Source organism: Pseudomonas sp. H9, assembly GCF_004353925.1.
Classification (GTDB): Bacteria; Pseudomonadota; Gammaproteobacteria; order Pseudomonadales; family Pseudomonadaceae; genus Aquipseudomonas.
In genome coordinates, this window is record NZ_SMOK01000011.1 from 133108 (window position 1) to 158525 (window position 25418).

Consider the following 25418-nt stretch of genomic DNA (forward strand, 5'->3'; position numbering starts at 1 on the left):
CCATCCATTAAAGGAACAACTGCAATGAGTGATTTTCTCAAAATCGAGCGCGACGGCGCCGTGGCTGTGGTCACCCTGAACAGCCCGCAGACTCGCAATGCGCTCTCCGATGGCAGTGCCATCGACGAACTGCTGCAAATGTGCGCAGCGGTCAACCGTGATCGCAGCATTCACGCGGTGGTGCTAACCGGCGCCGGGTCGGCGTTCTCCGCCGGTGGCAACCTCCAGCAAATCAGCGAGGCGAGCCAGGGTGTGTTTGGGGAAGCGATCCAGGCGCGGTACTTCTATCGCGATGGAATCCAACAGATTCCACTGGCACTGTGCAATCTTGAGGTGCCTACCATCGCTGCGGTCAATGGTCCGGCGGTGGGTGCCGGTAACGACCTGACGATGATGTGTGACATTCGCATTGCGTCGGAAAAGGCCACTTTCGCAGAAAGCTTCATCAAGCTCGGCTTGATTCCTGGTGATGGCGGCGCCTGGCTGTTGCAGCGTGCCCTGGGCGCTTCACGTGCCTGCGAGATGGCTTTCACTGGCGAGGCAATCAGTGCGGCCCAGGCGCTGGAGTGGGGCCTGGTCTCGCGGGTGGTGCCGCACGAGCAATTAATGCCTGCGGCCCTTGAGCTGGCCCAGCGCATTGCCTGCAATCCCGGCGACGCCCTGCGCATGACCAAGCGTTTGATGCTAGAAGCCCGTCATTCGCGCCTGGCAGACGTGCTGGAGCTCTCTGCTGCGATGCAGTCGCTGGCGCACTACACCCAGGCGCATCGCGATGCCGTCGAGGTCATGCTCGCTCGTCTGCGTGCCAAGTAACCGCCTGAGACGGGCTGGCCGCTTGCAGTGCGTGCTCGCGAAAGTTGCGCGCGGTGGCGGTCAGCCGGTCTGGCAGACACGCCAGGCCAATGCCTGATGTGAGCTTGTGCGACAGGTCGGTCAGGGCAATGGCACGGATAGTCGGGCCGATGTACCTGGCGGCCGAGGCAGGAATCAGCGATATGCCCAAGCCGCTCTCCACCAGGCCGAGGATGGTCGTCAAATGGGCGGCCTGTTGGACGATGCGCGGCTGGATGCCCGATTCTTCGAAGGCATGCAGGAACAGTGCATGCATCGACGGCGAGCGGTCGGGCGGGCTGATGATGAACGGTTGGTCGGCGAGGTCGGCCAGGCTCAGCGAAGCGCGCTCGGCCAGGGGTGAGTCATGCCTGACCACCAGCACCATGGCTTCGCGTTGCAGGGTGTGAACCTGCACGGCATCGCTGTGCAGGATCGGGCAGCGCACCAGTGCAACATCCAGTTCGCGCTCTTCCACCCGCCGCAGTAACTGGGTTCCTGCGCCTTCCTCCAGAACCAGGTCGACGCGCGGATAGCGCTCGCGATAGCTCTGAATGATGGCTGGCAGCAGTTTGTAGGCGGCCGAGCCGACGAACCCGACGCGTACCTGGCCACTTTCTCCTGCGTCCCCCTCGCGCGCGGCACGGCGCATTTCTTCTGCATAAAACAGTGCGCTGCGCGCATTGCGCAGCACTTCCTCGCCGGTCGCGGTAAGCCGCAGGCCCGTGCTCAGTCGTTCGAACAACTGCACGCCGAGTTCTTCTTCCAGCTTTTTGATCGAGGTGGAGAGCGGCGGCTGGGTCATGTTCAGCTGCTCTGCAGCGCGGTGGAAATTGAGTGTTTCGGCGAGCACGAGGGCCTGCCTGAGCTGACGAAGTTCCATGACCGGGACCGCCGAGAGTAAGTATTTATGCCAGTTGCGCGCTTGGCATGCGTCCTGTGAATCGCTCGATTTGAAAGCGGAATTGGACGCTCGCTGGCGGGCGGCAAATCATACACGCAATCGTCCGTTGCCGGCACGTTGCGCTGCGGGACGGCGGATTTCCATTGAAGGTGAATCGGGAGAAACGATGAATTCAGCCTTTGCAAACCTGACCCTTGCCGCCATTCCGGCTGAAGAAGAGGCGCTGCGCGCGCCGATTCGGGCATTGCTCCAAGAGGAGCTGCGTGGCATTCCCATGGATCGACTGGCCCGTGGCATTGCCGATGCGAACCCTGAGTTCAGCCGCAAACTCGGCGAGAAAGGCCTGATTGGCCTGGCGCTGCCGAAAGAGGCTGGCGGAGGCGGGCGCACCTACTTTGCGCGCTACGTACTGGCTGAGGAGTTGCTGGTGATTGGCGCTCCGGCGTCTGCGCACTGGGTCAACGACCGCCAGACTGCTCCCTTGTTGCTGCGATTCGGCAGCGCGGAACAAAAGGCCAAGTACGTGCCGCGCATGCTGTCTGGCGAAGCACTGTTCTGCATCGGCATGAGTGAGCCGGATACCGGCTCCGACCTGGCCAGCGTACGCACTCGCGCTGTGCTCACCGACGACGGTCGCTGGCTGCTCAACGGTCGCAAGATCTGGACCTCGAACGCCCAGTACGCCCACTACATGTGTGCCCTGGTACGGACTTCCGGCACCACCGAAGACCGTCACAAGGGCTTGTCGCAAATGATCATCGACCTGTCTCTGCCGGGTGTGAGTATTCGCCCGATCAAAGACCTGGCCGATGACCAGCATTTCTGTGAAGTGCTGTTCGAAGACGTGCTGTTGCCGGCTGATGCGCTGATCGGCGAAGAAGGTTCGGGCTTTAAGCAAGTAACCTCCGAGCTGTCTTACGAGCGTAGCGGGCCGGACCGCATCTACTCTGCCATGGTGCTGATCGAGGGCTGGCTGACGGAACTGCGAGCGGTCCCCAACCCCGGTGTGGCGGTGATTTCGCTGCTCGGTCGGATAACTGGCCGCCTGGCGGTATTGCGCGCGATGTCCATTGCCGTTGCCGCGAAGCTGGAGAAGGGCGAGCACGTCGACCTGGAGGCGGCGCTGGTCAAGGATCTGGGCACCGAGTTCGAACAGGCTGTGCCGGGCTGGATCAGCGAAGCGCTGGAACTGACCCGTGATCACCCGCCATCACAGGCCCTGCGCCAGACCTTGGCCTTTGTCACGCAAATCTGCCCGAGCTTCTCGCTGCGCGGCGGTACCCGGCAGATTCTGCGCGGCATCATCGCCCGCGGTCTTGGCCTTCGTTGATCGGGAGACATCATGACTGACGCCATTTTCGATGGATTCGAGCGCGCGCTGCTCGACCTTTGCCCACTGGACCAATTGCGTGTGCAGGAATCCCCGGCGGGTGCTGCCGCCCTTTGGCAGCGTATTGATGCGCTGGGCTACACCGATGCGCTGGTTGCGGAAAGCCACGGCGGTGCCGGGCTGCCACTGGCCCAGGTGCAGGAGTTGTTCTACGTGGCCGCCAAGGTTGGCTTGAGTCTGCCGTTCGGCGAAACTGCCGTGGCCCGCGCACTGCTGGCCGATGCCGGCTACACCAACGACGGCAGTTGCATCGCTCTGGCCCGCGCCGAACCGGTAGCAGACGGCAGCATTTTCTGCGCCGATGTACCGGGAGCCATGCTGGCTGCTCGGGTTCTGGTGCAGTGGCAGGGCGAGTGGCTGCTGCTCGATCGAGCCGACGCCCAGGTACTGCCTGGCTGCTATCGCCGGGAAGCGTCGGCTTCACTGACCTGGCGCTCGGCCGAACTGGCACGCTGGCGCTTCAGCCGTGCCGAAGCCGATGCCGAGGCGCTGTGCAATGCCATTCATGCCGCTGCCATGGCGGGGGCAATGGATCGGGTATTGGCCATCGCTGTGGAATACGCCAACGACCGTCGCCAGTTCGGTCGGCCGATCAGCCAATTCCAGGCCGTACAGCAAGAACTGGCGGTGCTGGCCGAGCAGGCCTGCACGGCCGTGCTGGCGGCGCGCATGGGCTGCATGAGCAATGGCTATCTGCCGGACCGCTTGCTGGCAGCGACCGCCAAACTGCGTGCAAGCGAAGCTGCGGCGCGTGCTGCGGCCATCGGCCATGCGGTGCTGGGTGCCATCGGTATCACCGAGGAGCATCCGCTTGGCCTGTTTACCGCCCGCCTGCACGAATGGCGCGCCACGGCCGGTAGCGAGCTGCGCTGTGCCGAGATCCTTGGCCATGCGGTGCTGGCCGACACCGAACACAGCCTGTTCGATTTCATCCGTACCCGACTGTCGCCCAGCGAGGCGGCGTGATCCGATAACCCAGCGCGTGCCGCGTCTGCACAACGAGGCGGCACGCACCGAATCTAATAAAGGAGCAAACCCCATGGGACCATTGGCAGGAGTGAAGATCGTCGAGCTGGCCGGTATCGGCCCAGGGCCGATGGCTGCCACCATGCTTGCTGACCTCGGCGCCACGGTGCTGCGCATCGAACGCCGTGAAGCGGTAGAACTGGGCGTGAAGAAGGAGCCCAAGTACAACCTGCTGGCGCGCAACCGCAAGGCCATTGCTCTTGACCTGAAGGACCCGGAAGCGGTCAAACTGGTGCTGGAGCTGGTCAAGGATGCCGACGGCCTGATCGAAGGCTTCCGTCCGGGCGTCACCGAGCGGCTAGGGCTTGGTCCGGACGATTGCCTGGCGATCAATCCGCGTCTGGTGTACGGGCGCATCACCGGTTGGGGGCAGACCGGCCCGTTGGCACAGTCTGCTGGCCACGATATCAACTACATCTCTATCACCGGCGTACTGAATGCCATCGGCCGCAAAGATCAACTGCCGGCGATCCCGCTGGCGCTGCTTGGTGACATGAGCGGCGGTGCGCTGTACATGGCGATGGGGATGCTCGCGGGCATCATCGAAGCGCGCCAGTCCGGCAAAGGCCAGGTAGTGGATGCGGCGATTTGCGATGGCACCGCGTCGATGGCGCTGGGCTTTTTCGGTTTTACCGCCAGTGGCCAGTGGAACAACGAGCGGGGCACCAATATTCTCGATTCCGGTGCGCCTTTCTATGACGTGTATGCGTGCAAAGATGAGCAACTGGTGTCGATCGGTCCGCTGGAAGGCCGCTTCTATATTCAGTTGCTGAAGTTGCTGGATATCGATCCGGCGCTGATCGGCGCGCAGAACGATCCGCGTAACTGGCCAAAAGCCCGCGAGCTGTTCGCTCAAGCATTCAAGCAGCGTAACCGTGCCGAGTGGTGCAGCCTGCTGGAAGGCACCGATGTGTGCTTCGCCCCGGTGCTGTCGTTTGCCGAGGCGCCGGAGCATCCGCACCTCAAGGCGCGGGGTACCTTTGTCGAGGTTGATGGTATTGCACAGCCGGCGCCGGCACCGCGCTTTAGCCGTACGCCGGCAGCGGTGCCGACGCCGCCGCAGCAGGCTACGGTGCAGGGCGCCCCGGCGGCCCTGGACGGCTGGCTGCCGCAAGCGCAGGTTGAGCGTTTGATTGCCGCTGGTGTGTTGGGGGGCGTGGGCGAGTGATCCTTTGCGGTACGCAGAGGGCGCCTGTGGGTGTTGCTGCTGTACCGCTTTATGGCATTGGGGGCTTATCCCGGTAGGAGCGGGCTTGGCCCGCGATTGGGTTTTGCATGCTAAATCGCTTCGCGGGGCAAGCCCGCTCCTACCGGGATAAGCCCCCAATCCTCAAGACCTGGCGAACACCTACCCATCGTGGGGTGGGGCGTTGCGTTTCGAGTTTTATCAGTCTGATGGTTGGAAGACCTGCTCCAGCGCCCGCATGTTCCTGTCGCGGTTGCAGGAGGCGATGAAACGACAACAAGAACAATGACAAGCCCATACGGTGCTGGCCAGCAGGCCACGCCGCGCATCTGGAGATTTGCACGTGCATCAACTGAATCAGTTCTACATCAATGGTCAGTGGGTCGACCCGGTCGCCGGTGCCGATATGCTCGACATCGTCAACCCGGCCACTGAGGCGGTGATCGGCACCGTGGCGCTGGGCAGCGAAGCGGACGTGGACCGCGCTGTAGCGGCCGCACGTGCCGCGTTCCCGGCCTGGTCTGCAACCAGCCGAGAAGAACGCCTGGCGTTGCTGGGCAAGGTGATGGAGTTGTACATGGCCCGCCAGGGCGATATTGCTCAGGCCATCCACGAAGAGATCGGTGCGCCGCAGTGGCTGGCTACCGGCCGTCAGGCGCCGATGGGCCTGTACTTCATGAAGAGCGCTATTGATGCGCTGAAGGAAATCGAATTCAGTAAAAAGATCGGCAATACCGAGGTGGTCAGCGAGGCCATGGGTGTCGCAGCGTTGATCACCCCGTGGAACTGGCCGATCGGTACCGTGGCCGGCAAGGTCAGCTCTGCCTTGGCTGCCGGTTGCACCGTGGTGCACAAGCCATCCGAGTTTGCCCCTCTGGACGCCCGGATCTTCGCCGAGATCTTGCACGAGGCGGGGGTCCCGGCAGGTGTGTTCAACATGGTCTACGGCGCAGGGCCGGTGGTTGGTGCGGCGTTGGCCAGTCACCCAGAGGTAGACGTGATTTCCCTGACCGGCTCGACCCGGGCCGGGGTCGAGGTGTCCAAGGCTGCCGCGCCGACCGTCAAGCGCGTGCTGCTGGAGCTTGGTGGTAAATCGCCGTTCCTGATTCTCGATGACGCCGATCTGCCGTCGGCGGTGAAGGAGTGTGTGGTCAGCGTAATGGTCAACTCCGGGCAGACCTGCGTGGCGCCGACCCGACTGTTGGTACCGCGTGTGCTGCACGAGCAGGCCAAGGCGATTGCCGCGGCAGTGGTTGCGGCCATGCCGGCGGGCGATCCGACCCGTGAGGAATTCAAGGTAGGCTCGATGGCCAACCGCCCGCAGTTCGAGAAAGTGCAGAAGTTGATCGGGCTTGGTATCGAAGAAGGTGTCGAGCTGGTTGCAGGGGGGGCTGGGCTGCCAGAGGGCGTGGAGAAGGGCTATTTTGTACGCCCGACGGTATTCGCCAGCGCCACCAACGATTCGATCGTTGCCCGTGAAGAAATCTTTGGCCCGGTACTGACCCTGATTCCATACGACACCGAGGACGAAGCGGTTGCCATCGCCAACGACTCCCCGTACGGGCTGGCCGCGTATGTCTGGTCGTGCAATCCGGCGCGTGCCCGTCGTGTAGCCGGTCGTTTGCGCGCCGGGATGGTCCGTATCAATGGCGCACAAACCGACCCAGGTGCGCCATTTGGCGGTTACAAGCAGTCGGGTAACGGCCGCGAGCTGGGGGTCTATGGCTTGCATGAGTACCTCGAATACAAGTCCATCGCCCAGTGATCCTGCGCAGGCCTGCCTGCGTCGTTGACGCAGCAGGCAGGCTCAGACCTAGGTAGGAGCGGGCTTGCCCCGCGAAGCGATTTAGCAGGCAACCCTAATCGCGGGGCAAGCCCGCTCCCACCGGTACCGCAGGATGTGGGAGTCAGCGCTATTGCCTGGCTCTTTCCCGCTACTCAAGCCCTGGGCCTTGCCGGTGGGCAGGCGATCCTTTTGCGTGGACTCAGGTAGGAGCGGTTACCGCTACTCAGGCCTTGGGCCAGTAGCGTTCACGCAGTTGTTGCTTGTAGAGCTTGCCGGTGGGCAGGCGCGGCAGTTGCTCCATGAATTCGATGGAGCGCGGCATCATGTAACGAGCAATCTTGCCATCAAGGAAGGCCAACAGTTCGCGCGACAGGTCGTCGGAGGCGACGAGTCCGGGCATGGGCTGGATGATGGCCTTTACTTCTTCACCCATCTCGGCGTTGGGCACGCCGATCACCGCGGCGTCATCGACGCTGGCGTGCATGACCAAGGCGTTTTCGATGGCTTGCGGGTAGATGTTGACGCCCCCGGAAATGATCATGAACGACTTGCGGTCGGTGAGGTACAGGTAGCCGTCCTCGTCCAGGTAACCGATATCGCCGGCGCAGCACCAATTGTCATGCTGAGGATGGCGGGACTCGCGGGTTTTCTTCGGATCGTTATGGTAGACGTAACCTGGCTGATCGCGCTCGATGTAGATCAGCCCGGCGCTGCCGATTGGCTGCTCGATGCCGTCGTCGTCACAGATGTGCAGTGTCACCCCGGGAATCGGGTGGCCGACCGAGCCTGGGTGCTGCAGCCACTGCTGGCTGTCGAGGGCTGTGACCGCACCGGTTTCAGTGGCACCGTAGTATTCGACCAGAATCGGCCCCCACCAGTCGATCATCTGGCGTTTGACGTCGAGCGGGCAAGGCGCAGCCGAGTGGTTGGCCAGGCGCAGGCTGGAGAGGTCGTGGCGGCGACGCTCGGCTTCGCTGAGCTTGAGCAGGCGCACAAACATCGTCGGCACCCATTGGCTATGGGTGACGCGGTAACGCTCGATCAGCTCCAGCGACTGCAGGGCATCGAATTTCTCCATGAACACCAGGGTAGCGCCGATGCATTGCATGCTCAGTGAGTTACCGATGGGGGCGGAGTGGTACAGCGGCGCAGTAGACAGAAAGACCGAGTCAGCGTTGAAGCCGCACATTCTCAAGACCGGGCTCAACGGCAGGCCGGCAGTGGCATTGGTCTTGGGCATCGTACGGTAGATGCCTTTCGGTCGGCCGGTGGTACCCGAGCTGTACAGCATCAGGCCGCCCAGCCATTGCTCGCTGAGAGGTTCGCTGGAGAAGGTGGCGACTGCATCCTCGAAGCGACTCCAGCCGTCGATGTTGCCGTCGATCATCAGTCGGTTCGGGCAGTCGGGAATCAGCGGCGGCAATTCGCTGGCGACGTTGCGCAGGGCCCAGGAGGTCACCAGGGCTTTAGCGCCGCTGTCATTGACGATGTAGGCAGCTTCGTCGGTAGTCAGGAAGCGATTGATCGTGACGATCTGCAGGCCGGAGCGCAGCGCTGCCCAGCACACTTCGAAACAGCGGATGTGGTTCTCCAGGAACACAGCGATGCGGTCGCCATGTCGCAGGCCGGCGTCCAGCAGGTAGTGGGCCAGGCGATTGGAGCGCTGATCAAGTTCGCGGTAGGTGATTTGCTCGGCGGTGCTGCCGTTGATGACGGCAGGTTTGTCCGGAGTCAGGCGGGCAAAGTCGCCCAGGTATTTTGCATTGTCCATGAGTAATACGGCTCTTTATACGTCGGTGGTGCTTGCCAGTGGGGCCCACGTGCTCAGGGTGCAGGTGGGATTCAGTTGTTGTTTTTGGCGTCTGGCGGTGATGCGTCGCTGGTGGCAATTTGTCGGACAAGCTCGCTGTCGCTGCGATAGGCATGGCAGGTATCGATCACCCAACTGTTGACCTTGATCGGTGCCTGCGCGCTTTGTGGGTGTTTGCAACGTTCGGCGCGGGCGAGGGTGAAACGCACTTGCATGGCGGCGCTGGCCATGCGTTCGAGCAACTCGGTCAGGTGTGTGCAACCTTGAACGCCGCCAACCCGTGCCTTGACCTGCTGTTTGAACCCAGGGCCGATGCGCAGCCCGTTCAGGCTGGTGTAGGCCGGGCAGATCCGGTCACAGATCGGCGTAGCGCCGGTGTCGGTGTACGCGGTTATGGCCTGGATCACCATGTCGCTGTCCAGCGTCATCACCAGGCGCATGTCATGCAAGGCCTCGCCAATCTCGACCGGGTGGTAGGGGGTATCGCTTTTCAGGTTGGCGATGTCCTGGAGGCGGCCTTCGATGTCCACCAGGCCATCGCTGCGTCGAAAGCCTTGGCAGATGATTTCTCGGGTATGCACAAGGTCGCGGGAGACGGGTGTCGAATTCAACTTCTCACCTATGTTCCAGGGTGGAGGACGGGCCGCACGGGGCGGCCCGGGTTGATCTGCTTACAGCTTGCGGGCGATCAGCTCGCGCTGGACTTCGTTGGCGCCGCCGACCACGCGGGACACGCGCAAGTCGGAGAAGGCGCGGGCGATCGGGTACTCCAGCATGTAGCCATAGCCGCCATGTAGCTGGACCATGTCGTCCAGGTGCTTCCACAGGGTTTCGGTGGCATACAACTTGACGATCGCTGCTTCTTCGACTGTCAGCTTGCGCTTCATGCGCTCGCCGATGTAGTAGTCCACCAGGGTGCGCACGGCGATTGCGGCGGCCTTGGCGTCGGCCAGTTTGAATTTGGTGTTCTGGAAGTCCCAGACCGACTGGCCGAAAGCCTTGCGGTCCTTGACGTAATCGACGGTCAGGTTGAGCAGGCGCTCAAGCTGAATCGCAGCGTAAACACCGATGTACAAGCGCTCGGTCGGCAGCTCTTCCATCATGTAGACGAAACCTTTGCCTTCCTCGCCAAGCCGGTTGCTTACCGGTACCCGGACGTTGTCGAAGAACAGCTCGCCGGTATCGGAGGCCGGCTGACCGACCTTCTCCAGCTTGCGGCCACGGGTGAAACCGGCGCGGCTGGCTTCCACCAGGATCAGGCTGACGCCCTTGGCGCCGGCGGCTGGGTCGGTTTTGCAGGCCAGCAGCACGGTGTCGCAGTTGAAGGCGTTGCTGATGAAGGTCTTGCTGCCGTTGATGACGTATTCGTCACCGTCGCGTACTGCGGTGGTGCGCAGGGCCTTGAGGTCGGAACCGCCACCCGGCTCGCTCATGGCGATGGCGAGGATGTTCTCACCACGGCAAATGGCCGGCAGCCATTGGTGTTTCTGTTCTTCGCTACCCAGGCGGTCGATGTACATGGCGATGACGTCTGAGTGCAGGCCGAAACCTACCCCCGAGACGCCCGCGCGGTGTACTTCTTCGGTGATCACAGTGGCGTGGCCGAAGTCACCGCCACCGCCGCCGTACTCCTCGGAAATCATGGTGCACAGCAGGCCTTCGCGACCGGCTTTGAGCCAGGTTTCGCGGTCGACTTTACCGGCTTTGTCCCACTCGGCCTGACGTGGCACGCACTCGCGCTCAAAGAAGCGGCGAGCGGTTTCGCGCAGCATTTCGTGGTCTTCACGGAAGAGATTACGGGTGACTTGCATAGAAGGCTCCAGTGTTGGGTTTGCCGACCCTGACGGCCGGTTTCGGACTGGATAAATCGTGCGGCCGTTGGGCCCTTAAAACTCCTCCCCACGTTGGGTGGGAGCGCAAAGCCCCGGCAACTGTGGCCGGGGCGGGGTTTAGGCATGTGGGTTGTCGCGGGTACGCATCAGGCGTAGCGGGCAGTAAGTGAGCACGGTTTTGCCGTGCTGATTGACCACCAGGTTGCGGGTGCGTACCAGCCCGCGGCCGGGCTTGGAGGTCATGCGCTGCTCAATCACCTCGCACTGTACGTGCAAGGTATCGCCCACCAGTGTCGGGCCCTGGATTTCCAGGCTGGTGCCGAGGAAGGCCAGGCCCGCAACCTGAAATGATGGCGTGGTCAGGCCCTCGGCGAACACATAGGTCAGCGCCCCGGGCACCACACGGCCGGTGATGGGCATGGCGGCGCGATCTTCCGGGTCGGCATTGGCAAACAGCTCCTCACCCAGCCAGGCAAGGTTGACGAAGTTCACCAGGTCGGTTTCGGTAACCGTGCGTTTGCGCGAGTGAAAGCACGTACCCACTGGCAGGTCGTCCCAGTAGATATCCACTTCCAGTTTCAGCAGGTCTTGCTTGGCATTCATGATCGGCGAATTCCTCGACAGGCATTGGGCAGCCGTGATGTATCCCGGCAGTGAGGTGCAGCGCCGCCCCGCAGTTGAGCGGGGCGACTGCGGTTTTCAGGCAGGCAGGGGCGCCGGGCGTAGCGCACGGTCGCGTTCGTCCTGCTCGCGCTGCAGTTCACGCCACAGGGTCTTGCCGGTGTTGGTCTTCGGCAAGCAGTCGACGAACTCGATAATGCGCGGCACCTTGTAGGCCGCCATGCGGGTCCTGGCCCATTCGCCAAGCTCGGCTTCCTGCAGCGTGCCGCGCGCAGCTGGACGGAGGATAACCAGCGCCTTGACGGTCTCACCGCGTTTGGGGTCGAACGCAGAAATCACACAGGCTTCCTGTACCGCCGGGTGGGCGTACAGGGCCGTCTCGATCTCGGCTGGCCAGACCTTGAGGCCAGAGGCATTGATCATTCGCTTGAGGCGATCAGTGATGTAGAAGTAGCCGTCATCATCGAAGTAGCCTATGTCGCCTGTGCGCAGGAAGGGCTTACCGTCCAGTTCGATAAACGCCTCAAGGGTGGCCTGCGGACGATTCCAGTAACCGCTGAACACGGTGGGCGAGTTGATGACGATCTCGCCTGGTTGGTTTGGCCCCAGTTCGACGCCAGTGTCGGGATCGATGATCCGTGCATCGACGTTGATCTGCGCAATGCCGCCACACTGGCGGCGTGCTGCATCCGGCGGGTTGACATGACTACCGCCGCACGACTCAGTCATCCCGTAGCCCTCGACAAAAGCAATGCCCAGGCGCTGTTCGATCGCAGCGGCCAGCGCTTCGGGCATGGCCGTGGCGCCACCGTAGATACGGCGGATCGACGACAGGTCGCGACGGTTGATATCGTCACGGGCGAACATCTCTGCGACCATTGGCGTAACCACCCCCACGCTGGTGATGCGCAGGCGCTCGATCAGTTCGACCACCGCGTTGCAGTCCCAGCGCGACAGCATCACCAGAGATCCGGTGGTGAGCATTGCTTGGTTGAGGATGCTCATGCCGGCCAGGTGGCTGACTGGCAGCACCGACAGCGAGATGTAATCGTCGCCTTCAGGCATCCAGATCGAGCGTTGCAGCGAAGACAGAATCAGGTGGCTGTGCAACAGCATGGCGCCTTTGGGCTTGCCAGTGGTGCCGGAGGTGTAACCGAGGATCGCCAGGTCGCTGCCGCGGTTCTGCACGGCGCCGGGCGTGAGCCCGGCCTGCAGGGCATCGGCCAGCTCGTGCAGCCGAGGGTGGTTTTGTGCGCGGCGTGGCTCGCGGACGAATTCGGGGATGTCCATGAACGGCACGTCGTGCGGTTGACCGGCGAACTGTTGGGGCGCGCTGACGATGCAGGCCTCCAGGCGGCCATCGTCGAGCAGCGGCAGGGCGTTGGCGAGCAGCTCCTGGCTGGCCAGCAGCACGCGCGCCCCGGAATCCTCGGCGTAGTGGCCAACTTCTTCGGCGGTGCTCATCGGGCTCATGGCCACCACCACGGCGTCACAGCGCAGGATGGCGTAGTAGGCAATGGCGAACTGCGGGCAGTTCTGCATCAGCAGCAAGACACGATCGCCGCGCCGTACGCCAAGGTGTTGTTGCAAGTAGCCGGCGAGGTTGAGGCTGGCCTGATGCAATTGGCGAAAACTGATCTGGCGCCCGTAGTAGTAGATCGCAGTCTTGTCGGGCGCCGCCTTGGCGCTGTCCTCGAGAAAGCTGAACAGATGACGGTCGGGGGTCTCCAGGGTGTGGGGAACGCCTTTCGGCCAGTGTGCGTAATGTCGAGTCAATTTGGGCATGGCGACGCTTCTCTGGGTCTTCTCTTGACGAGCCGCGGGCGTGCGCTGGCGGCGCAGCGCCGGGCCGGGGAGTTCTTGTTGTGGAGGAGGGTGCCGGTGCGCCAGCATCCCCGGAACATGGGTATCAGAAACCGCCGCGGCCGCCACCGCAGATGATGGTCTGGCCGCTGACGTAGTTGGACTCGGGGATGCAGAACATGTACACCGAGCCTGCTGCTTCTTCGATGGTTCCCAAGCGGCCCATAGGGATCTGCGCAGCGGCAGCGGCCACTTTGTCGGCTGGAACGCCGACCCGGATTTCACGGCCCTCGACGCTCACGGTCTTCACTTCGCCGGGCGCCACCGCTTGAGTCAGGCGGGTTTCGATGGCGGCGAAGGCCACGCAGTTGACGTTGACCTTAAGGCGACCCCACTCCTTGGCCAGGGTTTTGGTCAGGCCGATCAGGCCGGCCTTGGCCGAGGAGTAGTTGGCTTGGCCAACGTTGCCCTGGGTGCCGGCGATGGACGAGATGTTAATCACTTTGCGGAACACTTCCTGGCCCGCTTCGGCTTCGGCCTTGGCCGCTTCACGCAAGTAGGGGAAGGCAGCGCGCAGTAGCAGGAACGGGGCCTTCAGGTGGCAATCGATGATGGCGTCCCACTGCTCGTCGGACATCTTCTGGATGACGTTGTCCCAGGTGAAGCCGGCGTTGTTGACGATGATGTCGATGCGGCCGAAGGCGTCCAGCGCAGTTTTCACGCAGCGCTCGCCGAAGTCGGCCGCGGCGACGTTACCGCAGCAGGCGACAGCGTCGCTGCCGAGCGCACGAATTTCTGCAATCACTTCTTCGGCCGGTGCCATGTCAAGGTCGTTGACCACTACTTTGGCGCCGTGACGGGCGAGTTTCAGGGCCACGGCGCGGCCGATACCGCGGCCGGAGCCGGTCACGATGGCAACTTTGCCTTCGAGGTTATTCATGAATGTTCTCCTGATGCTGTGGTGTGCGTCGGGGACACAGGTGTGGCCGGGCGCAAGGCGCCGGCCACTTGAAAGGGTTACAGCGAGCGGCCGACCACTTCGCGCTGGATCTCGTTGGAACCGCCGTAGATACGGGCGATGCGCGAGTCGGCGTAGAGGCGGGCGATCGGGTATTCGTTCATGTAGCCGTAGCCACCGAACAGCTGCAGGCACTTGTCGACGACTTCACACTGGCGCTCGGTCAGCCAGAACTTGCCCATCGAGGCGGTGACGGTGTCCAGGCTGCCGTCGATCCACTTCTGGATGATGTGGTCGGCGAAGGTTCTCGCCGCCAGGATGGTGGCCTTGAGATCGGCGAGGACGAAGCGGCTGTTCTGGAAGTCGATCACCCGTTTGTCGAACACCTTGCGGTCCTTGGTGTACTCGACGGTCAGCTCGAAGGCGTGTTGCATGATGGTCACGGCATTGACACCGATCTGCGCGCGCTCGTAAGCCAGTTGGCTCATCAAGGTGTAGAAGCCGCGCCCCTCGACGCCACCGAGCAGGCACTCTTCGGAAACTTCGACGTCGTCGAAGAACATCTCCGAAGTGTCCTGAGCGTGCATGCCGATTTTCTCCAGGCACTGGCCACGGCGGAAGCCCGGGGTACGGGTGTCAACCATGAACAGCGAGACGCCCTTGGCACCGGCGGCCAGGTCGGTCTTGGCCACCACCAGTACCATGTCGCAGGTCTGGCCGTTGGAGATGAAGGTCTTGGCGCCGTTGATGATGTACTTGTTGCCTTGCTTGACGGCGCGTGTACGCACTGACTGCAGGTCGGAGCCAGCACCAGGCTCAGTCATGGCCACGGCGCAGATCACTTCACCGGAGGCGATTTTCGGCAGCCAGTGTTGCTTCTGTGCCTCGGTGCCCGAGTCGAGGATGTAGTGGGCGACGATATAGCTCAGGCCCAGGCCCAGGCCGCTGCCCAGGTGATTGAGCTGTTGCATGACACAGATATAGTGGCCGACATGGCCACCGGAGCCGCCGTATTCTTCGGGCACCGAAGGCAGGATCAGACCCAGTTCGCCAGCCTTGAGCCACGCTTTGCGGTCAGCGAATTTCTGCTCGCGCCACTTGAGTACATTAGGCTCGACGTACTCTTTGGCAAAGCGTTTGACCTGGTCGGAGAACTGATCGAGTTCTTCGGTCATCCAGGGGGAGCGGTAGTTGTCCAGCATGGTAGCTTCTCCTGAAGTCAGACGGCGCCGAAGCCACCACCGCAAATAATGGTCTGGCCGGATACGTAGTTGGCCTCTGGCAAGCACAGCATGACCACCGAGCCTGCGGCTTCGGTTGGCGTACCGGCGCGACCCAGCGGAATCATGCGGCTGGCGCCCTCGAGCATGGACTGCTGGACACCGACCTTGATCTCGCGGCCTTCGATGTTCACGGTTTTGCTGTCGTCGCCGGCCAGGGCCTGGGTCAGGCGGGTTTCGATCAGGCCGAAGGCCACGGCGTTGACGTTGACCTTCAGGCGGCCCCATTCCTTGGAAAGGGTCTTGGTCATGCCGAGGATGCCGGCTTTGGCCGAGGAGTAGTTGGTCTGGCCCGCGTTACCGCCGGCAGCGCTGGACGAGATGTTGACGATCTTGCGCAACACTTCCTTGCCCTCGGCGGCTTCGGCCTTGGCAGCGGCGCTGATGACCGGCTGGGCAGCGCGCAGGATGCGGAACGGTGCGGTCAAATGGCAGTCGATGATCGCGTACCATTGTTCGTCGGTCATCTTCTGGATGACGTTGTCCCAGGTGAAGCCGGCGTTGTTGACGATGATGTCGATGCCGCCGAAGCTCTTCACTGCCGTTGCCACGAAGCGATCGGCGAAGTCTGGCGCGGTAACGCTGCCGACACAGGCAACGGCCTCACCACCAGCGGCGCGGATTTCGGCGACCACTTCATCGGCTGGCGCCTGATCCAGGTCGTTGACCACCAGCTTGGCGCCGTAAGCGGCCAGTTGCACGGCGACCTCACGGCCGATACCACGGCCGGAGCCGGTAACCAGGGCAACTTTACCTTCGAGCTTTCTCATTATTGTGTTCCTGTCAATGTGGTTAGGAGGTTTCAGGCCAGGGCGACCACGGCTTCGCCGGCGAGTTTTTCCTCGCCGTACTGGTTGGCGCAGCGGATCTGCAGGCGCACACGCTTTTCACCCTGCTCTTCAAACTTCTCCACCACCTGACCGGTGCAGGTAGGGATGTGGCCGAGCTGGGTGATGCCGGTAAAACGCATGGAGAAACTGCGGAGCTGCGCTTGCGGGACCCAGTTGGTCAGCAGGCGGCCGAGGTAAGCGGCCGAGAGCATGCCGTGGGCGAACACATCGGGCTGGCGCGCCTTGCGGGCAAAGTCGATGTCGATGTGAATCGGGTTGTGGTCGCCCGAAGCGCCGCAATACAGGGCCAGGGTCGTGCGGTTGACCGGCTGCAGTTTCAGCGGCGGGATCTGATCACCGATCTGTACATCGGAAAATTGAGTGGTCATGGCAGGCTCCTTAGCGCTGTACAAGGGAAGAGCGAATGTCGGCGATGTGCTCGCCATCCTGGTTGGTCACGCGGCACTCGAAGACACAAAACTGCAAGGCGCCGCCTTTTTTCTCGTACACATCCGAGATGAAGCCGTCGAAGGTCAGTACGTCGCCGGCGTAGGCCATGTTGTGGTAGGTAAAGGACTGTTCGGCGTGCAGGATGCGGCCCAGGTCCCAGCCCAGCAGCTTGAGGGTGGCGCTCAGGTCACGGCCTTCGCCTTCCAGGCACTTGAGAAAACTCGGCGGTACCGGCAGGCCCTTGTGGCCGGCGGCTTTGGCGGCGCCTTCGTCGGTGTAGATCGGGTCGTTCTGGCCGGTGGCCTTGGCGAAGAAGCGCAGGCGGCCCTTCTCCACGTCGACGTTGTGTGTGCCGGTCTTGTGACCGATCAGGCGTTTGTCTGCCATTGCTGTTTTCCTTCTTGTTGTAAGTCGCGCCTTGCGCGGCGCGCCCGGAGGCGGGGTCAGTTCTTGCCGTACAGGGTGACGATGCAGGCGCCGCCCAGGCCGAGGTTGTGCTGCAGCGCGTGGTGCAGGCCTTCGACCTGGCGCGCCCCAGCGCTGCCGCGCAGTTGGTGGGTCAGCTCGTAGCACTGCGCCAGGCCGGTGGCGCCCAACGGATGGCCTTTGGAGAGCAGGCCGCCGGAGGGGTTGGTGACCACGCGGCCGCCGTAGGTGTTGTCAGCGTCGAGAACAAACTGTTCAGCGCCACCGACCGGGCACAGGCCCAGCGCTTCATAGGTGAGCAGTTCGTTGTGGGCGAAGCAGTCGTGCAGCTCGACCACGCGGATGTCCAGCGGGCCGACACCGGCCGCTTCGTACACCTGCTGGGCGGCGTTGTGGGCCATGTGACTGCCCACGTAGGAAATCAGCGAAGGCTCGGCGAAGTTGAAGGACTCGGCCGGGTCGGTGGTCATCGACTGCGCGAGGATCTGCACATCGGTGCGGATGTTGTGCTTCTTGGCGAAGGCTTCAGTGCAGATGATCGCCGCGGCGGCGCCACAGGTTGGTGGACAGGCCATCAGGCGGGTCATCACGCCTGGCCAGACCACCTTGTCGTTCATCACGTCTTCGGTGGTGACCACATTCTTGAACAGGGCCAGCGGGTTGTTGGCTGCATGGCGGCTGGCCTTGGCGCGGATCGCCGCGAAGGTTTCCAGTTTGGTGCCGTACTTGCGCATGTGTTCACGGCCGGCGCCACCGAAGCCGCGCAAAGCCTGCGGAACGCCTTCGGCATCGGCGGTCAGTTCGTCGAGGATCGGCATGAAGCGAGCGCGGGTCCGTACGCGGTCATCCCAGTGCGCTTTCAGCGCGCCGGCCTGCATCTGCTCGAAGCCCACGGCCAGCACGCACTCGGCGCCACCGAGCGCGACCAGCTGGCGTGCCAGGAACAGTGCGGTGGAGCCGGTGGAGCAGTTGTTGTTGACGTTGGTGATCGGGATACCACTCAGGCCTACTTCGTACAGCGCGGTCTGGCCGCAGGTAGAGTCACCGTAGACGTAGCCGACGAAGGCCTGTTGAACCAGGTCGTACGCAATGCCGGCATCCTTGAGTGCCAGGCGGGCGGCTTCGGCGCCCATGTCGGTGTAGCTCGGGCTTGCTCCGGGTTTGGAGAAGGGGATCATGCCGACGCCGCCGACAATGACTTTCTGACTCATGTGTATGCTCCGGACAAATGCTGGTATCGAGTTGTGGCGCTTCGAGCTCAATCGTCTATGGAGTTGCTGTCGGAGGGACCTGCCAACTATGGGTAGGTGGGTGGGCTACACACATCGGGGGGGGATTTCGCAGGCTGGGGTTGATTACCCTCGCAACGAGAGTGATTCCGAGCGGGTGACGCCTGGCTATGCCACCCAGGATTGTGGCGCTGTCGTCAGCGGCACAGGGGTGAGGCTCAACTCGCCAATGGTCAGGTTGAACTTGCAGTTGAATGGCACCTGTAGGGACGGTGCGAGGGATTAGCGCCAGACAAAACCCCGGCGCCACTGCGGCGCCGGGGTTTTGTTGTGCTCAGGGTGCCCCGGCGCAATGACCGGGGAGCCTTGTCGCGTTTACATGTTCACCACGACACCGCCGGAGCAGTAAATCACCTGGCCGGACACGAAGTTCATTTCTGGCGTGCAGAAGGAGTAGACGCAACCGGCGGCTTCTTCCGGAGTGCCGGCACGGCCCAGTGGAATGCGGGTGGCGGCGCCTTCGAGCATGGCCTTTTGCACGCCGACCTTGATCTCGCGGCCTTCGATGTTCACGGTCTTGCTCTCGTCGCCGGCCAGGGCCTGGGTCAGGCGGGTTTCGATCAGGCCGAAAGCTACGGCGTTGACGTTGACCTTCAGACGGCCCCACTCCTTGGCCAGGGTCTTGGTCATGCCGAGAATACCGGCCTTGGCTGCGGAGTAGTTGGACTGGCCCGGGTTGCCGGAGGCGGCGCCGGAGGAGATGTTGACGATCTTGCGGAACACTTCACGGCCTTCCGCTGCTTCCTTCTTGGCCAGGGCGCTGATCACAGGTTGAGCTGCGCGCAGGATACGGAATGGTGCAGTCAGGTGGCAGTCGACGACGCTGTACCACTGCTCGTCGGTCATCTTCTGAATGACGTTGTCCCAGGTAAAGCCAGCGTTGTTGACGATGATGTCGAGGCCGCCGTAGGTATCGACTGCGGTCTTGACGAAGCGCTCGGCAAAGTCTGGCGCAGTGACACTGCCAACGCAGGCAACGGCCTGGCCGCCGGCGGCGATGATTTCTGCAACCACTTCCTCGGCGGGTTCGCGGTCGAGGTCGTTGACCACCACTCTGGCGCCTTCGGAGGCCATCTTCAGGGCGATGCTACGGCCAATGCCACGGCCGGAGCCGGTGATCAGGGCGACTTTGTCTTGAAGCTTGTTCATGGGTGTTTTCCTATGTTCAGGTTGTTTTAGTTCAGGGCGACGATGGCTTCGCCGGCGAGTTTTTCTTCGCCGTACTGGTTGGCGCAGCAGATCTGCAAGCGCACACGCTGTTCACCGTTCTCTTCGAATTTCTCCACCACCTTGCCGGTGCAGGTGGGGATGTGGCCGAGCTGGGTGATGCCGGTAAAACGCATGGAGAAGCTGCGGAGCTGCGCTTGCGGGACCCAGTTGGTCAGCAGGCGGCCCAGGTAGGCGGCCGAGAGCATGCCGTGGGCGAACACATCGGGCTGGCGCGCCTTGCGGGCGAAGTCGATGTCGATGTGGATCGGGTTGTGGTCGCCCGAAGCACCGCAGTACAGGGCCAGGGTGGTGCGGTTGACCGGCTGCAGTTTCAGCGGCGGGATCTGGTCACCGACCTTCACATCGGAAAATTGAGTGGTCATGACGGGCTCCTTAGCGTTGCACGAGCGAGCAACGGACATCGGCGATGTGCTCGCCATCCTGGTTGGTCACGCGTGTCTCCTGGACCATGAACTGCAAGGCGCCGCCTTTTTTCTCGTAGATATCGCTAATGCGGGTCTCGAAGGTCAGCACGTCGCCGGCGTAGGCCATCTTGTGGTAGGTGAAGGACTGCTCGGCGTGCAGGATGCGCCCCAGGTCCCAGTTCAGCATCTTCAACAGCGACACGCGGTCGACACCTTCGCCAGCCAGGCAGAACAGAAAGGTCGGCGGCATCGGCAGGGCCTTGTGGCCGGCGGCTTTGGCGGCAGCCTCATCGGTGTAGATCGGGTCGTTCTGGCCGGTCGCCTTGGCGAAGAAACGCAGGCGGCCTTTTTCCACATCGACGCTGAATGTGCCGAGCGGGTGCCCGATCAGGCTCTTGTCGGTCATGAATCACTCCTTAGGGTGGCGCGCCCGGCAGGGCGCGTGTGTTGGATTGATGTTCAGTTCTTGCCGTACAGGGTGACGACGCAGGCGCCACCCAGGCCCAGGTTGTGCTGCAGAGCGATCTGCACCCCATCGACCTGGCGCTTGTCGGCGCTGCCACGCAGTTGGTGGGTCAGCTCATAGCACTGCGCCAGGCCGGTGGCGCCGATCGGGTGGCCTTTGGAGAGCAGGCCGCCGGACGGGTTGGTGACCACACGGCCGCCGTAGGTGTTGTCGCCATCGAGTACGAAGCGCTCGGCACCACCAATCGGGCACAGGCCCAGCGATTCATAGGTGAGCAGTTCGTTGTGGGCGAAGCAGTCGTGCAGCTCGACGACGCGGATGTCGTCCGGGCCGATGCCGGCTTTCTCGTAGACTTCATCGGCGGCGGCTTTGGCCATGTGGAAGCCGACCAGGCTGATCATCGACTTCGGCTCGAAGGACTCGACCGGGTCGGTGCGCAGCGACTGGGCGAGAATGCTCACGTCGGAGCGCAGGCCGTGCTTTCTGGCGAAGGCTTCGGTGCAGATGATCGCCGCCGCCGCGCCGCAGGTCGGTGGGCAGGCCATCAGGCGGGTCATCACGCCGGGCCACATCAGGGTGTCGTTCATTACGTCTTGGGTGCTGACGACCTTCTTGAACAGCGCCAGCGGGTTGTTGGCAGCGTGACGGCTGGCCTTGGCGCGGATCGCGGCGAAGGTTTCCATTTTGGTGCCGTACTTGTGCATGTGCTCACGGCCTGCGCCACCGAAGGTAATCAGGTTGCGCGGAATCTCGCCAACATCAGCACACAGTTCATCCTGGATCGGCTGAACGTCAGCGCGAGGGAACGGGCGGTCAGAGAAGGCCGAACGCGTCGGGCCGGAGTACATCTGTTCGAAGCCCACCGCCAGGGCACATTCGACCTGGCCGCTGGCAACTGCCAGGCGCGCCATGTACAGGGCAGAGGAGCCGCTGGCACAGGCGTTGTTGACGTTGATCACTGGAATACTGGTGCGGCCTACGCGATAGAGCACAGCCTGGCCACACGTGGTGTCGCCGATGGCGTAGCCGGCAAAGGCCATTTGCACTTGGTTGTACTCGATGCCGGCATCTTTCAGTGCCAGGCGCACGGCGTCGGCACCCATCTCGATGTAACTGGGGCTTGCACCCGGCTTGGTGAACTGGATCATGCCGACGCCGGCAACTACTACCTTCTCGCTCATGCTGACTCCTGGATTCTGGGGGATTCGGGGCGATCACTGGAGGGCGCCACCGTCTATACGATGCTTGCAGAAGCGAGGCTGCGAGGGTCCTACCAACTGTGGGTAGGCCATCCTCCGGTAGGAGCGGGCTTGCCCCGCGATGCGATGTGTCTGACAGACCTCAATCGCGGGGCAAGCCCGCTCCTACCGGAGGGGTGGTGATCAGTTGGCGGCGGGTTGCTTGGCCTGCTGCAGATTCATCAATGTCTTCTTCAGGCCCAGGCTCTGGTAGTTGATGTTGGCAACGTTCAGGCTCATGCCTTCCTGGAAGGGGTACTGGGGAATGGTGGCGAGAAACGCCTTGACCTTCGCCTGGATAGGCACCAGCAGCCAGGCCTGGTCGCTCGACCAACGCCGGGACGCTTGAGATTCCTTGCGTGCGGTCTGGAAGGGGTCGGCCTTGAGGTTGGTGAGGGTCGGCACGTTGCTCACCGTGCGCACCGCGGTGCTGAAGTCACCTTCCATGTTGGCGAAGCTCAGGCGCCAGTCCTTCCAGCGGATGGCGTCGAGGTCACCGCCCATGCTGAAGTAGAAGTACTCCTCACGCGGGCTGTCTTTGGCCTCGCCCTTGAAGAACGGCAGGAAGTCGTAGCCGTCCAGGTGCACACGCCATTCTTTGCCGTTGCGCTCGGCGCCTTTGGCCAGGTCTGCTACCAGGGTGTTGTCGCCAGCGGCCGCTGCCAGGGTAGGCATCCAGTCGTTGTGCGCGATCATGTTGTTGTAGCGGCTGCCCGGCTTGATCACGCCCGGCCATTTCACCAGCAGCGGGATGCGATGGCCGCCTTCGTTGGAGGTGCCTTTCTCGCCATAGAATGGCGAGGTGCCGCCGTCTGGCCAACTGAGTTTCTGCGCGCCGTTGTCGGTGGTGTAGATGACGATGGTGTTGTCGGCGATGCCAAGGTCGTCGAGCTTTTTCAGCAGCTGGGCGATCTGACCATCGTGCTCGACCATACCATCGGGGTACAGGCCGATGCCGGTCTTGCCCTCGGACTCCTTCTTCAGGTGAGTCCAGACGTGCATGCGGGTGCTGTTGAACCAGATGAAAAACGGCTTGTCGTTTTTGTGCGCTTTGTCGATGAAGTTTTCGGTGGCCTGCACCAGTTCATCGTCGATGGTTTCCATGCGCTTGCGGGTGAGTGGGCCGGTGTCTTCGACCCGGCCATCAGCGTAGGAGTGGATCACCCCGCGTGGGCCGTACTTTTTCCGGAATTCAGGGTCTTTGGGGTAGTAGTACGTCTCCGGCTCCTCCTCGGCGTTCATGTGGTAGAGGTTGCCAAAGAACTCGTCGAAGCCGTGCTTGGTCGGCAGGTGTTTGTCGCGGTCGCCGAGGTGGTTTTTGCCGAACTGGCCAGTGGTATAGCCTTGCTGTTTCATCACGTCGCCGATGGTCGGCGCCCAATCAGGGATGCCGTGCTCGGAGCCTGGCATGCCGACGGTCAGCAGGCCGGTGCGGAACGGGTGCTGGCCGAGCGCGAATGCCGAACGGCCGGCCGTGCAAGACTGTTCGCCGTAGGCGTGGGTGAACAACGCTCCTTCTTTGGCAATGCGGTCGATGCCGGGGGTTTCGTAACCCATCATGCCCTGGTTGTAGGCACTGAGGTTGAAGTAACCGATGTCGTCACCGAAAATCACCAGGATGTTCGGTTTTTCTGCAGCGTTGGCGGCAAAGACAGCGCTGAGCAGCGAGCCGGTCAGGGCCAGGTTCGCTAGCCATTTTCCTTTCCACTTCATGTTGTTGCAGTCCTCTTGTTTTAATGGGTGCGGTGCGTCGTAAGGCCCGCGCCGTGCAGAAGGGGGCAAGGCCGCTCCTGCCAGTCGCGGGCTTAGGCTCTGTACGAAAAGCCTTGATACTCGGTGATGCTGCGTTGAAAACAGCCTCGGAATGCTCATTTACAACCCGTAAACTCCGCTTCCTCGGCTGTTTTCGCCTTGCCTGACCTTCGTCTCAAAACTTTTCATACAGAGCCTAGGGCCCAAGGGTTATTTTTTCGGTTGAATGCGCAGCGCCCCGTACAGCGCACTGACCATCACGCGGCCCTGGTCGTCGACCTGGGGTTGTGAATAGAAGCTGTTGAAGCGAGCGCCGCCGAGGGTGTAGTGGAATGCGCTTTTGCCAGTGGTCCAGTCGATAGCTTCGAGGGTCCACTGGTCGTTGCGTGCACCGGACAGGTACACCATGTTCGAGCCGGTAGAGACGAAAGGCACGCTGTTGGGCGAGGAGATCTCTCTGTTTGCCCATGCGCTGGTAAGTGTCTTGCGCTTGGGGTCCCACTCGAACTTCTGCCCGCCGACCGGGGCGTGCTCTTTCAGGTAGCTGAGGTAGCCGATGAACAGCAGCTTTTCGCGCGGGGCGTTGAGGATGGCCTCAGGCACGTTGCGTGGCTCGTTGTTGACCACGAACATGCCGTAGCCGGACGTCGCCAGCGACTGCTCGCTCTGAGCCGCTTGCAGATCCGGGTCGCCGAAGTTCGCCGGCAGCATCCCGGCGATGCGCCGCGAGGGCGTGCCGTCCAGCTGTTTCCAGCTCTCGGGAATTGCATCGCGCCAGAAGGCTACGACGTTCATCAGCTTGTCGCCGTCGGTGAGGGCAACGAGCTTGTCCGGATCGTTGCCGAAACCCACCAGGGTCGGCGTGGCGCCGGTACCGCGGCCGAGCGAGTTGCTATAGGGCTCGCTCCAGGCACCATCTTTCTCTTGTGTCGAGAAGCGCTCGCCATTCCACACCACTTTGTGCAGATGGTTCTGCGACGCAATGTAAATGCCACCTTTTTCGTCGATGGCAAAGCCGTTGCGCACCCAGAAAACGCCTTTGGGTTGCTTGGGGATTTCCTCCGTTGCGCCAGGCAGGCGGATGCTCTGCACATCCTTGAAGTCGCGCGACAGGGCAACCAGGTAACCATCGGTGGTCGCCAGGATGATCCGGCCGTCATAGGTCATGTTCATGCCCATGAAGGTGCCGGTGATCTCCTTGGGCTGAAGCCATTCGGCGCGAACCACAACCCCGGACTGCCGGTCGCCGGGAATCTGATCACCGTAGATTCGGACAAAGCCGTTGCCACCGACCACGTACTGGTTGTCTTTGTCCAACAGAGTATAGACCCCGGAGGCCGCCGGTATGCCGGACTGCCGGGCAGCCGCGAGCTTGGTCTGAAGGTCGGCGTTGGAATCGAAGACTTTCAGCCAGTTCTCGTGTGCCAGGTGGTCGTTGTGATCGGTGCCGGGCATGCGCAGCGAGGAGATGACGTTGAAGCTGTCGTAGTCGAGCTTGGTCATGAACTGGCTGCCGTTGGTCCAGATCACGCGCTTGCCGTCGGCGTACTTGCCCGAGACGAGGTACAGCAGATTGAACATGCCCAGGTCGTGGTAGCGCAGTTCCTCGGGCCTGAGTTGACGGCTGCTGTCGACCGGCCCGGCATCCACTGTCGAATCGGTTTGCGCCGGGTTGCCGTGCACCACCGAATAGTTCGAGTCGGCGAGGAAAGGATTGCGCGGTGGCGACTCTGGCTGCGCCTGCGCCGCCGAGGCGATGGCAAACAGGCTTGCGGCCAGGGCTACGCTGGTAGCGCTGAGCAATGGCGTTCGTTTGAACCAGGTTCCCGTTGGTTTCATGGTGCTGAAGTCCTCTTGTTGTTATCGCCGACGGCGTTTTTCACAGCATCGCTGCCTACCATCTGGG

At 62.4% G+C, this 25418-nt stretch carries 23 protein-coding genes; 5 read left to right on the top strand and 18 right to left on the bottom strand.

Annotation, left to right across the window (positions count from 1 at the left end):
* The first annotated feature begins 24 nt into the window (after positions 1-24).
* Positions 25-813, top strand: a complete 789-nt coding sequence (locus E1573_RS08615; protein WP_133212596.1) for a crotonase/enoyl-CoA hydratase family protein — start codon at positions 25-27, stop codon at positions 811-813.
* Here E1573_RS08615 and E1573_RS08620 read toward each other — a convergent pair.
* The gene (locus E1573_RS08620; RefSeq protein WP_133212598.1) at positions 785-1714 is read right to left on the bottom strand and encodes a LysR family transcriptional regulator; all 930 of its coding nucleotides are present in this window, start codon (positions 1712-1714) and stop codon (positions 785-787) included. The genes E1573_RS08615 and E1573_RS08620 overlap by 29 nt on opposite strands.
* Positions 1715-1901: 187 nt before the next feature.
* Here E1573_RS08620 and E1573_RS08625 point away from each other — a divergent pair, with 187 nt between their 5' ends.
* From E1573_RS08625 to E1573_RS08640, 4 genes are all read left to right on the top strand, one after another.
* Positions 1902-3065: an acyl-CoA dehydrogenase family protein gene (locus E1573_RS08625; protein ID WP_133212600.1), complete on the top strand. Its 1164-nt coding sequence runs from the start codon at positions 1902-1904 to the stop codon at positions 3063-3065.
* A 12-nt stretch (positions 3066-3077) separates the two neighbouring features.
* Positions 3078-4091 (top strand): acyl-CoA dehydrogenase family protein, encoded by a 1014-nt coding sequence (locus E1573_RS08630; RefSeq protein WP_133212602.1) that lies wholly within the window; start codon positions 3078-3080, stop codon positions 4089-4091.
* Between the two features lie 73 nt (positions 4092-4164).
* Complete coding sequence (locus tag E1573_RS08635) at positions 4165-5319, top strand: CaiB/BaiF CoA-transferase family protein (protein WP_133212604.1); 1155 nt, start codon at positions 4165-4167, stop codon at positions 5317-5319.
* 361 nt (positions 5320-5680) lie between these two features.
* Entirely contained in the window at positions 5681-7102 is a 1422-nt protein-coding gene (locus tag E1573_RS08640; protein ID WP_133212606.1) for an aldehyde dehydrogenase family protein, read from the top strand.
* 244 nt (positions 7103-7346) lie between these two features.
* On the opposite strand, the gene E1573_RS08645 is transcribed toward E1573_RS08640, so the two are convergent.
* The 17 genes from E1573_RS08645 to E1573_RS08725 all read right to left on the bottom strand — a co-directional run bounded on the left by E1573_RS08645 (position 7347) and on the right by E1573_RS08725 (position 25351).
* On the bottom strand, positions 7347-8894 hold the full coding sequence (locus E1573_RS08645; protein ID WP_133212608.1) for an acyl-CoA synthetase: 1548 nt from the start codon (positions 8892-8894) through the stop codon (positions 7347-7349).
* Between the two features lie 71 nt (positions 8895-8965).
* Positions 8966-9544: a DUF2889 domain-containing protein gene (locus tag E1573_RS08650; RefSeq protein ID WP_133212610.1), complete on the bottom strand. Its 579-nt coding sequence runs from the start codon at positions 9542-9544 to the stop codon at positions 8966-8968.
* A gap of 60 nt (positions 9545-9604) precedes the next feature.
* Positions 9605-10744: an acyl-CoA dehydrogenase family protein gene (locus tag E1573_RS08655; protein ID WP_133212612.1), complete on the bottom strand. Its 1140-nt coding sequence runs from the start codon at positions 10742-10744 to the stop codon at positions 9605-9607.
* 138 nt (positions 10745-10882) lie between these two features.
* Positions 10883-11368, bottom strand: a complete 486-nt coding sequence (locus E1573_RS08660) for a MaoC family dehydratase N-terminal domain-containing protein (protein WP_133212614.1) — start codon at positions 11366-11368, stop codon at positions 10883-10885.
* A 96-nt stretch (positions 11369-11464) separates the two neighbouring features.
* Positions 11465-13171 carry an AMP-binding protein gene (locus E1573_RS08665; RefSeq protein ID WP_133212616.1) on the bottom strand — a complete coding sequence of 569 codons (1707 nt, stop codon included), beginning with the start codon at positions 13169-13171 and terminating at the stop codon, positions 11465-11467.
* 124 nt (positions 13172-13295) lie between these two features.
* A complete protein-coding gene (locus E1573_RS08670; RefSeq protein ID WP_133212618.1) occupies positions 13296-14129 on the bottom strand; it encodes an SDR family NAD(P)-dependent oxidoreductase in 834 nt (277 codons plus the stop codon).
* A gap of 77 nt (positions 14130-14206) precedes the next feature.
* Positions 14207-15349, bottom strand: coding sequence for an acyl-CoA dehydrogenase family protein (locus E1573_RS08675; RefSeq protein ID WP_133212620.1), 1143 nt, complete (start codon positions 15347-15349; stop codon positions 14207-14209).
* A gap of 17 nt (positions 15350-15366) precedes the next feature.
* Positions 15367-16197 carry an SDR family NAD(P)-dependent oxidoreductase gene (locus E1573_RS08680; RefSeq protein WP_133212622.1) on the bottom strand — a complete coding sequence of 277 codons (831 nt, stop codon included), beginning with the start codon at positions 16195-16197 and terminating at the stop codon, positions 15367-15369.
* A gap of 32 nt (positions 16198-16229) precedes the next feature.
* Positions 16230-16646: a MaoC family dehydratase gene (locus tag E1573_RS08685; protein ID WP_133212624.1), complete on the bottom strand. Its 417-nt coding sequence runs from the start codon at positions 16644-16646 to the stop codon at positions 16230-16232.
* Positions 16647-16656: 10 nt separating this feature from the next.
* On the bottom strand, positions 16657-17094 hold the full coding sequence (locus E1573_RS08690) for a MaoC family dehydratase N-terminal domain-containing protein (RefSeq protein WP_133212626.1): 438 nt from the start codon (positions 17092-17094) through the stop codon (positions 16657-16659).
* A 56-nt stretch (positions 17095-17150) separates the two neighbouring features.
* Positions 17151-18344 carry a lipid-transfer protein gene (locus E1573_RS08695; RefSeq protein ID WP_133212628.1) on the bottom strand — a complete coding sequence of 398 codons (1194 nt, stop codon included), beginning with the start codon at positions 18342-18344 and terminating at the stop codon, positions 17151-17153.
* A 393-nt stretch (positions 18345-18737) separates the two neighbouring features.
* Positions 18738-19571, bottom strand: a complete 834-nt coding sequence (locus tag E1573_RS08700; RefSeq protein ID WP_133212630.1) for an SDR family NAD(P)-dependent oxidoreductase — start codon at positions 19569-19571, stop codon at positions 18738-18740.
* Positions 19572-19597: 26 nt separating this feature from the next.
* Positions 19598-20014, bottom strand: coding sequence for a MaoC family dehydratase (locus E1573_RS08705; RefSeq protein ID WP_177494571.1), 417 nt, complete (start codon positions 20012-20014; stop codon positions 19598-19600).
* A gap of 10 nt (positions 20015-20024) precedes the next feature.
* Positions 20025-20462, bottom strand: a complete 438-nt coding sequence (locus tag E1573_RS08710) for a MaoC family dehydratase N-terminal domain-containing protein (RefSeq protein ID WP_133212634.1) — start codon at positions 20460-20462, stop codon at positions 20025-20027.
* 53 nt (positions 20463-20515) lie between these two features.
* Positions 20516-21703: a lipid-transfer protein gene (locus E1573_RS08715; protein ID WP_133212636.1), complete on the bottom strand. Its 1188-nt coding sequence runs from the start codon at positions 21701-21703 to the stop codon at positions 20516-20518.
* Between the two features lie 201 nt (positions 21704-21904).
* Positions 21905-23473 (bottom strand): arylsulfatase, encoded by a 1569-nt coding sequence (locus E1573_RS08720; protein ID WP_133212638.1) that lies wholly within the window; start codon positions 23471-23473, stop codon positions 21905-21907.
* 249 nt (positions 23474-23722) lie between these two features.
* On the bottom strand, positions 23723-25351 hold the full coding sequence (locus E1573_RS08725; protein ID WP_133212640.1) for a hypothetical protein: 1629 nt from the start codon (positions 25349-25351) through the stop codon (positions 23723-23725).
* Between the last annotated feature and the right edge of the window lie 67 nt (positions 25352-25418).